Here is a 9,030-nt window from a genome sequence, read left to right as displayed (position 1 = left end):
GGCGAAACGCGCTGGAGGGCCTGCGAGGAGGCTATGCCACCACAGCAGGACCGAAGCGTCGCGAGCCGATGGCGGCTGAAGCTAGACAGTGTGATACGCGGCTTCTTCCGACGGTTATCTAGTTTTGAAGGAATGCGTTCCTTCTTGACAGGAATTGATTTTCTGGTATAATGATTGATGAAAAACGGAATAACTTGCCTAGTGGTGATAGCGGAGGGGAAACACCCGTTCCCATCCCGAACACGGAAGTTAAGCCCTCCAGCGCCGATGGTAGTTGGGGCCAGCGCCCCTGCAAGAGTAGGTCGCTGCTAGGCAATCAAATTCACCAGGGAGTAGCGACACGCCTAATTCCCTTTTTTCTTTTCTAAAATAATCTCTAGACGTGGACGATCCAGCGGCCAGTTAAATGGAAATGGCTTGTGGATCGTCCTTTTTCTTTGCTTTCTTTATGCTGGTATGCCGTCTTGGAGTTGGAAGTAGCGATGCAGCATTTTCTTATGGTACAATTTCAAAAGCGAGAGTGAAGATGATAAAATGGAATAAGGTGGAACAGAATGAAGCATGTCGAGCTGCTTGTACATTCTTCTGAAGAAACGAAAGCGGTCGCCCGTCGTCTTGCGGAACGCCTTGAACCGGGAATGGTGATTGCGCTTGAGGGTGACCTCGGTGCGGGAAAGACGACATTTACGAAAGGATTGGCTGAAGGATTAGGCATCCAGCAAAACGTCAACAGTCCAACGTTTACCATCATCAAGCAGTACGAAGGCCGATTGCCCCTTTACCATATGGATGTGTACCGTCTTGAGGATGAATGGGAGGATCTTGGCTTTGATGAATACTTTGGCGGTGACGGGATTACGGTTGTGGAGTGGGCACACTTGATTGCTGGCCAGCTTCCGGCCGAACGTCTGACAGTGTATTTGCTTGACCGCGGTGGGGATGAACGGCTGCTTCGTTTTGAGCCGCTGGGACAACGCTATGAACAGTTATGCGAGGAGATTTTTGGCGCATGAAAGTATTAGGGATTGATACATCAAACACACCACTTGGTCTTGCTTTGGCGGATGGAAATGTTGTGAAGGGCGAATGGATCACGAATGTGAAAAAAGATCATTCGCTCCGTGCGATGCCGGCTATCGAATCGCTGTTTCGCCAATGTGGGATGGCCCCGAAAGACCTTGATTTGATCGTAGTGGCCAAAGGGCCCGGGTCTTATACAGGAGTACGAATTGGCGTGACGATTGCGAAAACGCTCGCTTGGTCGCTCGGTATTCCGATCGCCGGTGTGTCGAGCCTTGAAGTGCTCGCCGCCAACGGCCGTTGCTTCTCTGGTTTGATTGTCCCATTGTTTGATGCGCGGCGTGGGCACATTTATACTGGGCTTTATCACAGCGACGGGAGTGTGCTTCGCCAAGTTGAACCGGATCAACTTGTGGTGGCGGATGAGTGGGCGCGGCGACTAGGAGAGCGGGGAGAGGACGTATTGTTCATTGGTGCGGATGTGCCGTTATATCACGAGCTGTTTCAGCGCGTCCTAGGTGGGCGGGCCCATATGGCTCCTCCGTCATTGGCGTTGCCGCGCCCGAGCGAGCTGGTGATGCTCGGTAAAGAAAAAGAGCGTAGAAATGCCCATACGTTTGTGCCAGATTACCTCCGCTTGGCTGAAGCGGAGGTGAAATGGCTCGCAAAACAAAAAGGGGAACGAAACGATGGGGATCGATGTACAATTTCGGCCAATGACCATTCATGATATTGATGAAGTTGTGCAGGTGGAGCGGGCATCGTTTACCGCGCCTTGGAGTCGGGAGTCGTTTTATCATGAGTTGATGTACAACCGCTACGCTCTCTATATTGTAATGGTGCATCGAGGGCGAATCATTGGCTATGCCGGGATGTGGTTGGTCATTGATGAAGCGCACGTCACGAATGTTGCTATTCTTCCCGAATTTCGTGGCCAAAAACTTGGTGAGGCGTTGATGCGTTGTCTGATGGATCTGGCGAGGCGACAAGGGGCAGTGACGATGACGCTGGAAGTGCGTGTGTCCAATCATGTCGCTCAATCGTTATATCGGAAACTCGGGTTTCGCAACGGCGGTATTCGAAAACGATATTATCCCGATAATTTTGAGGATGCGTTGGTGATGTGGGTGAAGCTACATGAATGAAGATGTGTATGTATTAGGGATTGAAACAAGCTGTGACGAGACTGCCGCCGCGGTTGTTAAAAACGGAAGAGCCATTCTGTCCAATGTGGTCGCTTCACAGATGGAAAGTCATCGGCGGTTTGGCGGCGTCGTTCCTGAGATCGCCTCGCGCCACCATGTGGAGCAAATTACGCTCGTGATTGAAGAGGCGATGCAGCAGGCGAAAGTGTCATTTACCGACCTTCAGGCTATCGCTGTGACAGCAGGGCCAGGGCTTGTCGGGGCGCTTCTTGTCGGAGTGAACGCGGCGAAAGCGTTGGCGTTTGCTCACGGCATTCCGCTTGTCGGCGTGCATCATATCGCCGGGCATATTTATGCCAATCAGCTCGTGTCGGAAATGAAATTTCCGCTCTTGGCTCTGGTCGTTTCCGGAGGGCATACAGAGCTCGTTTACATGGAAGAGCACGTCAAATTCAAGGTGATTGGTGAAACGAGAGATGACGCCGCCGGTGAGGCGTATGACAAAGTGGCTCGCGCTTTGGGGCTTCCGTATCCGGGAGGGCCGCACATTGACCGGTTGGCCCAAGAAGGAGAACCGACCATTGATTTGCCGCGGGCGTGGCTTGAGGAAGGATCGTATGATTTCAGTTTCAGCGGCTTAAAATCGGCGGTGTTGAATACGCTTCATCGTGCTAAACAGCGCGGCGAGGAGATCGATCCGAAGCAGATGGCAGCCAGTTTTCAAGCTAGCGTGGTTGAAGTGTTGACGACAAAGACTTTGCAAGCAGCCAAACAATATCGCGTCCGGCAAGTGTTGCTCGCTGGTGGAGTGGCGGCCAACCGCGGGTTGCGGACTGCATTAGGGGAGCGAATGAGGCAGGAGCTCCCCGGTGTGGAGCTGGTTATTCCACCGTTATCGTTGTGTACCGATAATGCGGCGATGATTGCGGCCGCGGGCACGATGTTGTACTGGCAAGGCAGGCGGTCAGATTTGGCATTGAACGCTGATCCGAGCTTGCCGTTGGCATAATGTAACGAAGGACAAACCGATGGGCACAATCGGCGGTTTTGGCGGCGGGCCAACCGCCGTTTCTTTTTTTAGACGGCAAGGATGGATTGGTGGCTCGATTTGTGCATAGTTTCATCCACAGGTTGTGGATGATGTGGAAATATGGCGTAAATAGGATGAGTATGAGGAAAATAATACACAGCTATGTTGAACAAAATTGAGCTGTTTTTTGTGGACAATGTGGAAAAATCGGTGAATAACCTATATTTCACTGGATAGATTGTGGATTTCTTTGTGGATAGTGTGACTAATTAAAACCGCCCACCGAAATAACCGGCGGGCGGTTGGTTATGGTGAGTCATAAAGCTGCTCCCATTCGGCCAGCAGTTGTTCCACTTGCTGCTTTCGCTCCTCGTTTTCTTGCACAAGCTGTTGTGCTGTTTCGTAGTCGTCATAAACGGACGGATCGCATAGTCGCTGTTCGGCTTGGGCGATTTGCTCTTCAAGCGCGGTGATTTCTGCTTCGATTTCGGCTAGACGGCGTTGACGTTGACGCTGGCGTCTTTTTTCCTCTTTTTCTTGTTCATAAACAGATTTCGCCGACTCGTTGCTGCTCGGAACGATTGGGCTGGCATCCAAACGGGCTAACTCACGCATTTCTTCTTTTTTGGCGATATAGTAGTCATAGTCTCCCAAATATTCGCTAAGGCCGTCGCTTGACAGCTCGAGCACCTTCGTAGCGATGCGGTTGATGAAATAGCGGTCGTGGGAGACGAACAAAATGGTGCCTGGATAGTCAATCAATGCCTGTTCGAGCACTTGTTTGCTGTCGAGGTCTAAATGGTTGGTCGGCTCGTCCAGAATGAGAAAATTGGCCTGCTGGAGCATCAGCTTCGCGAGCGCCAAGCGCGCCTTTTCCCCGCCGCTCAACGCTGAGATCGGTTTTAAAACGTCATCGCCCGAAAACAGGAAGTTGCCGAGTATCGTTCGGATTTCTTTTTCTGTTTTAAGGGGGGAAGCATCCCATAATTCGTCCATGACTCGTTTATTGGACGACAGGTCGGCTTGATCTTGATCATAATATCCGATTTGAACGTTCGTGCCGTAGCGCAAATGTCCGGCCTGAATGGAAAGCTGCCCGGCGATGGCTTTCAACAGTGTAGATTTGCCGATGCCGTTTGGACCGACCAACGCGACGCTTTCGCCGCGGGCGATGCGGAAGCTGATATGACGAATGACCGGCTCGTTCCGGTAACCGACGGCCACGTCTTCAGCGATGAGCACTTGTTGACCGCTTGGTCGTTCGATCGTGAAAGAAAATGATGCCGATTTTTCCTCTCCGACAGGCCGTTCCATTCGCTCCATTTTCTCCAGCTGTTTGCGCCGGCTTTGCGCCCGCTTGGCCGTCGAGGCGCGGGCGATGTTGCGCTGAATAAACTCTTGCAATCGGGCGATTTCTTCCTGTTGTTTTTCATATCGCTGTAGCTCTTGCTCATATTGCTGCGCTTTCAGTTCCAGATAGCGGCTGTAGTTGCCGTTGTACGTCCGCAGCTTGGCGTTGGACAGCTCGTACACGTGATTGACAACTTTGTCGAGAAAGTATCGGTCATGGGAGACGAGCAAGAGGGCGCCCGGATATGCCTGCAAATACTGTTCCAGCCAAGCGAGTGTGTCCAAGTCTAAATGGTTGGTCGGTTCGTCTAAAATCAGCAAATCCGGCTTGGACAACAGCAGCTTTCCGAGAGCGAGCCGTGTTCGCTGTCCGCCGCTTAACGAAGAGACCGGCGTTGTTTGATAATCGTATGAAGAAAATTGCAATCCGTGCAAGACGGAACGAATGTCGGCCTCATATTGATAGCCGCCTTGTTCCTTATACTGCTCTTGCAGTTCATCGTACATTTTCAGCGTTTTTTCATAGCGGACGGGATCGGCGAGCACATCGGGATCGCCAAGCTGAGAGCCGAGCGCAGCCAGCTGTTGTTCCATCGCTTGAAGCGGTGCGAACACGTCGAGCATTTCCTCCCAAATGGAGCGTGATGATTCCAACCGGCTCTGTTGTGCCAAATAGCCGATTTTGAGATGGTTTGGTTTGATGATTTCACCGCTGTCAAAAGATAGTTCGCCGGCGATGATTTTTAATAATGTCGATTTTCCCGCTCCGTTTCGGCCGACAAGGGCGATGCGGTCGCGGGACTGTATTTCTAGTTTAATATTCGATAAAATAAGGTCAGCGCCAAAATATTTCGTGAGTCCACGCACTTGCAAAATCATCATGTCGGTTCACCTCTCGGAATAGTTTAACGTATGTCGCTCAGACGGTCAAAGACAGAAGGAGAAAAATCATGTATAGTGTAGACATGGAGGAGATGGCTTTGTCATCGTTTACCCATTTTAATGAAGAGGGACGCGCGAAGATGGTCGATATCACGGGCAAAGAAGAGACGGTCAGGGTCGCGGTGGCGCGAACGAACGTCACTGTCAGCCAAGAAATTTATGAAAAAATCAAAGGCCGTGACATTAAAAAAGGGGATGTGCTGGCCGTCGCCCAAGTGGCAGGGGTCATGGCCGCCAAAAAAACGGCTGACCTGATCCCGATGTGCCACCCGCTGATGCTAAAGAGCGTCGATTTCACGTTTTCTTGGGAGCATGAAGAAACCGAGCCTCGTCTTGTCATTACAGCGACCGTGAAAACGAAAGGGAGCACGGGGGTGGAAATGGAAGCGCTGACGGCTGTTTCGGTTTGTGCGTTGACGGTATACGACATGTGTAAGGCGCTCGACAAAGGGATGACGATCGGTCCGACGTATTTGGTCGAAAAAACGGGCGGGAAATCCGGCCATTATCGACGGAAAACCGATTAGCTAGGGGATGAGACAATGAGCAATGAACAACCGAAAATTCCGCAAGCGACGGCTAAGCGGCTGCCGCTTTATTACCGATTTTTAAAGAACTTGCATGCATCAGGAAAGCAGCGCGTCTCTTCCGCTGAGCTGAGCGAGGCGGTGAAAGTCGATCCAGCGACGATCCGCCGCGATTTTTCGTATTTTGGCGCGCTCGGCAAAAAAGGATACGGGTATAATGTCCATTATTTGTTGTCGTTTTTTCGCCAGACGTTGGAAGAGGATGAAGTGACTGAAGTGGCGCTGTTTGGAGTCGGCAATTTAGGCACCGCTTTTTTAAACTATAATTTTTCGAAAAACAATAACACGAAAATTGTGATGGCGTTCGATGTTGATAAGCAAAAAGTAGGGACGACAGTCGGCGGCGTGCCCGTCTATCATCTCGATGAGCTGGAAGAACGGCTGCGCGGCGACATTCCGGTCGCTATTTTAACCGTGCCGGCCTCCGCGGCTCAGGCGTTGACCGATCGCCTTGTCGCCCAAGGGATTAAAGGAATTTTAAACTTTACTCCGGCGCGGCTGAACGTGCCTGACCATATTCGCGTTCACCACATCGATTTGGCCATTGAGCTGCAATCGCTTGTGTACTTTTTGAAAAACTATCCATCGCCATCGGCAAAAGGAGAGAATCATTCATGAAATATATATTGCTGGCTGTTTTGATTTTGCTGTTGTTTGGCACGAAAAAGCTGCCGGAACTAGGGCGTTCGTTTGGCGAGTCGCTGCGCGAGTTCAAAGACGCCACCAAGGGTCTTGCGGATGAGGACGAAACGAAAACCGACCGGTGATAAGGCGGGATGAGGAACCATGAATGACAAAGAGATGTCAGTGTATGAACACCTCGGTGAACTGCGAAGGCGGCTGATCATTGTGCTCGTTTTTTTCGCTGCGGCGTTGGTGGCGAGCTTCTTTTTCGTCGATGATGTCATTATCTATTTGCAACGGACGGCTGAGACAAAGCAGCTGACCATGAACGCCTTTCGCCTGACCGATCCGATCAAAGTATACTTTCAGTTTGCTTTTGTCATTGCCGCCGTGCTGACGTCTCCGGTGCTGCTGTATCAAATTTGGGCGTTTGTCAGCCCCGGTCTGTATGAAAAAGAGCGGAAGGTAACGCTAAGCTATATTCCGGCATCGATTGTTCTTTTTTTGGGCGGCGTCAGCTTCGCTTATTTCGTTTTGTTTCCATTTGTCGTTCGATTTATGAACCAGCTGGCTAAACAGCTGGGGGTCCAGCAAATGATCGGCATTAACGAATATTTCCAGTTTCTGCTTCAGCTTGTGCTGCCGTTTGGCGTTGTGTTTCAGTTGCCGATCGTGGTGCTGTTTTTCACTCGCTTAGGGCTTATCACGCCGCAGTTTCTTGTTCGCGTTCGCAAGTATGCGTATTTGGTGCTGTTAATTATCGCGGCGATTATCACGCCGCCCGATGTGTTGTCGCAAGTGATCGTCATGATTCCGCTCACGCTTTTGTATGAAGGGAGCATTTGGATCGCAAAAATCGGCTACCGGAAGGCGCGATCAGCGGCGGAGCAAGGAGACAACGAGTAAAGCGGCGCACGGCCAAAGCCATTCTCAAACAAAAAATTCCATAGGCAGCGATCTGCCCTCCACTCGGGGGTGAAAATCTCGCGCCGGTCCGGCATTTTCATGGGAAAGATCTATGGGCAGCGCGATCTGCCCTTCACCCGGGGATGCAAATCCGCGTCAGTCCGGTATTTTCACGGGAAAGGTCCACGGGCAAGTTGTGATCTTCCCTCCAGACGGGGATGAAAATCGCCACTTGCCGACGGGGATGTTCGCGAGAAACAGATTAAGGGAGCACGGATGGGCATATCATAAAAAAAGGTGTCCCGATGGTGAAGTGACCCCTGTCAAGTAGACAAGAATAAAAAAGCACATTTAAGCAGCCTGAGTCCTATATTCATAAGGGCTCAGGTTGTTTAATTTCTTTTGGAAACGTTCGTGGTTATAAAAACGAATATATTGGTGTACAGCCTCCTTCACCTCTTCGGCTGTGCGAAACGAGTATAGATGGAAACCCGAGTTCGACCTAGGCAAACAAAATGCCTCTCATCCCTTGATACCAAAGGGACGAGAGGCATTGGGGCATACGTTGGGCGTGTATCTAGGGGGCTGGTGATTTAATCTTAGACACGGCTTGGCAATGTCACTTCGCAATGAGAAAAACCTTGGTGCATCGACTCTGCTTTTCACGTGTTCTCCCATTATTGATGAAGGGACTCAGCCGTTTTTCACCGGCCTTCTAGGTGCGAGGATGAATGCCTAGAATCTTCGGAGGAGGCTCCAGCCCTAGAGCTACAAAGAGTTGCGCTTGTTTTGCCGTCAGTTCGGTTGTTGACCAAGGTCGCCGTTTTTTGAAGAAAAATGTCCAAGCATGAGACGTTCGCATTCGTCCCTTACGTTCGGTCACGATTCATGATGGAGGTAAGCTAAGGTGATTCCATCGTTCTTTTTTGGTGTGACTCGTCGTGTGTACATGCCTATATTATAACCAATATCCATCCATTTTAAAAGTTAAAGTAGGAAAGTCGTGTGCCTATGAAATTCAGCGTTTTTTCCTAGGATCTGCATCATGAAATCCTTGATATTGCAGCATTCTGGCCATTTTCGTTTGCCTAAAATGGCCTCAAAACTGTCGAACTCGGGGGGCGACAGGAAGATAAAAAAATCCTCCCGATTTTTGTCGAGAGGGTGCGAAATGTGAGTTATACCGCTATACTTGACGGGCATATGGGGGGATACTTCCTGAACGTCACCCGCAAATATTTTACTCACACTTGTTTCTACATCCATTTGCTTATCCACGCCAATAACGATAATATGAGAACAATAGTGATTATTTTGATGGAAAGACCCTTTAAGTCTATTTTTTTACTTTTTATTTGGAAAAACAAAATAAAAAAAGAAATAATTAAAAGCAAAATATAAATCATTTCATTCATGAGATTTCCTC

Annotated in this window: 10 protein-coding genes, 1 rRNA gene and 1 pseudogene; 9 read left to right on the top strand and 3 right to left on the bottom strand. The window is 50.1% G+C overall.

Annotation, left to right across the window (positions count from 1 at the left end; translation table 11 throughout):
• The first annotated feature begins 197 nt into the window (after positions 1-197).
• From rrf to tsaD, 5 genes are all read left to right on the top strand, one after another.
• A 5S ribosomal RNA gene (gene rrf, locus B4113_RS11255) occupies positions 198-314 on the top strand.
• A 240-nt stretch (positions 315-554) separates the two neighbouring features.
• The gene (gene tsaE, locus B4113_RS11250) at positions 555-1,013 is read left to right on the top strand and encodes a tRNA (adenosine(37)-N6)-threonylcarbamoyltransferase complex ATPase subunit type 1 TsaE (RefSeq protein WP_033020404.1); all 459 of its coding nucleotides are present in this window, start codon (positions 555-557) and stop codon (positions 1,011-1,013) included.
• Positions 1,010-1,750, top strand: a complete 741-nt coding sequence (gene tsaB, locus B4113_RS11245; protein ID WP_033842618.1) for a tRNA (adenosine(37)-N6)-threonylcarbamoyltransferase complex dimerization subunit type 1 TsaB — start codon at positions 1,010-1,012, stop codon at positions 1,748-1,750. Before tsaE ends, tsaB begins: the two co-directional genes overlap by 4 nt.
• Positions 1,710-2,165: a ribosomal protein S18-alanine N-acetyltransferase gene (gene rimI / locus B4113_RS11240; RefSeq protein ID WP_033842616.1), complete on the top strand. Its 456-nt coding sequence runs from the start codon at positions 1,710-1,712 to the stop codon at positions 2,163-2,165. The genes tsaB and rimI overlap by 41 nt, the downstream gene beginning before the upstream one ends.
• Positions 2,158-3,174, top strand: coding sequence for a tRNA (adenosine(37)-N6)-threonylcarbamoyltransferase complex transferase subunit TsaD (gene tsaD, locus B4113_RS11235; RefSeq protein ID WP_033842614.1), 1,017 nt, complete (start codon positions 2,158-2,160; stop codon positions 3,172-3,174). Before rimI ends, tsaD begins: the two co-directional genes overlap by 8 nt.
• A 327-nt stretch (positions 3,175-3,501) precedes the next feature.
• On the opposite strand, the gene B4113_RS11230 is transcribed toward tsaD, so the two are convergent.
• A complete protein-coding gene (locus B4113_RS11230; RefSeq protein ID WP_033842612.1) occupies positions 3,502-5,427 on the bottom strand; it encodes an ABC-F family ATP-binding cassette domain-containing protein in 1,926 nt (641 codons plus the stop codon).
• A 98-nt stretch (positions 5,428-5,525) separates the two neighbouring features.
• Between B4113_RS11230 and moaC the strand changes: the two genes are divergently transcribed.
• From moaC to tatC, 4 genes are read left to right on the top strand one after another with little or no spacing between them, the layout of a single operon-like run.
• Positions 5,526-6,014: a cyclic pyranopterin monophosphate synthase MoaC gene (gene moaC, locus B4113_RS11225; RefSeq protein WP_033844717.1), complete on the top strand. Its 489-nt coding sequence runs from the start codon at positions 5,526-5,528 to the stop codon at positions 6,012-6,014.
• Between the two features lie 15 nt (positions 6,015-6,029).
• Positions 6,030-6,692 (top strand): redox-sensing transcriptional repressor Rex, encoded by a 663-nt coding sequence (locus B4113_RS11220; RefSeq protein ID WP_033842611.1) that lies wholly within the window; start codon positions 6,030-6,032, stop codon positions 6,690-6,692.
• Positions 6,689-6,841, top strand: coding sequence for a twin-arginine translocase TatA/TatE family subunit (gene tatA, locus B4113_RS11215; protein ID WP_033842610.1), 153 nt, complete (start codon positions 6,689-6,691; stop codon positions 6,839-6,841). Before B4113_RS11220 ends, tatA begins: the two co-directional genes overlap by 4 nt.
• Positions 6,842-6,860: 19 nt before the next feature.
• Positions 6,861-7,604: a twin-arginine translocase subunit TatC gene (gene tatC / locus B4113_RS11210; protein ID WP_033842609.1), complete on the top strand. Its 744-nt coding sequence runs from the start codon at positions 6,861-6,863 to the stop codon at positions 7,602-7,604.
• A gap of 351 nt (positions 7,605-7,955) precedes the next feature.
• Here the strand turns inward: tatC and B4113_RS21205 are convergent, their stop codons facing one another.
• Both B4113_RS21205 and B4113_RS21200 read right to left on the bottom strand, forming a co-directional pair.
• On the bottom strand, positions 7,956-8,114 hold the full coding sequence (locus B4113_RS21205; RefSeq protein WP_081897147.1) for an IS3 family transposase: 159 nt from the start codon (positions 8,112-8,114) through the stop codon (positions 7,956-7,958).
• Positions 8,115-8,319: 205 nt separating this feature from the next.
• Positions 8,320-8,483, bottom strand: a pseudogene (locus B4113_RS21200) (transposase); the annotation flags it as partial.
• Positions 8,484-9,030: the final 547 nt, after the last annotated feature.

Origin of the sequence: Geobacillus sp. B4113_201601, from assembly GCF_001587475.1 — a bacterium.
In the GTDB taxonomy this organism is placed as follows: Bacteria; Bacillota; Bacilli; order Bacillales; family Anoxybacillaceae; genus Geobacillus; species Geobacillus icigianus.
This window is presented reverse-complemented; position numbering and strand designations above follow the sequence as displayed.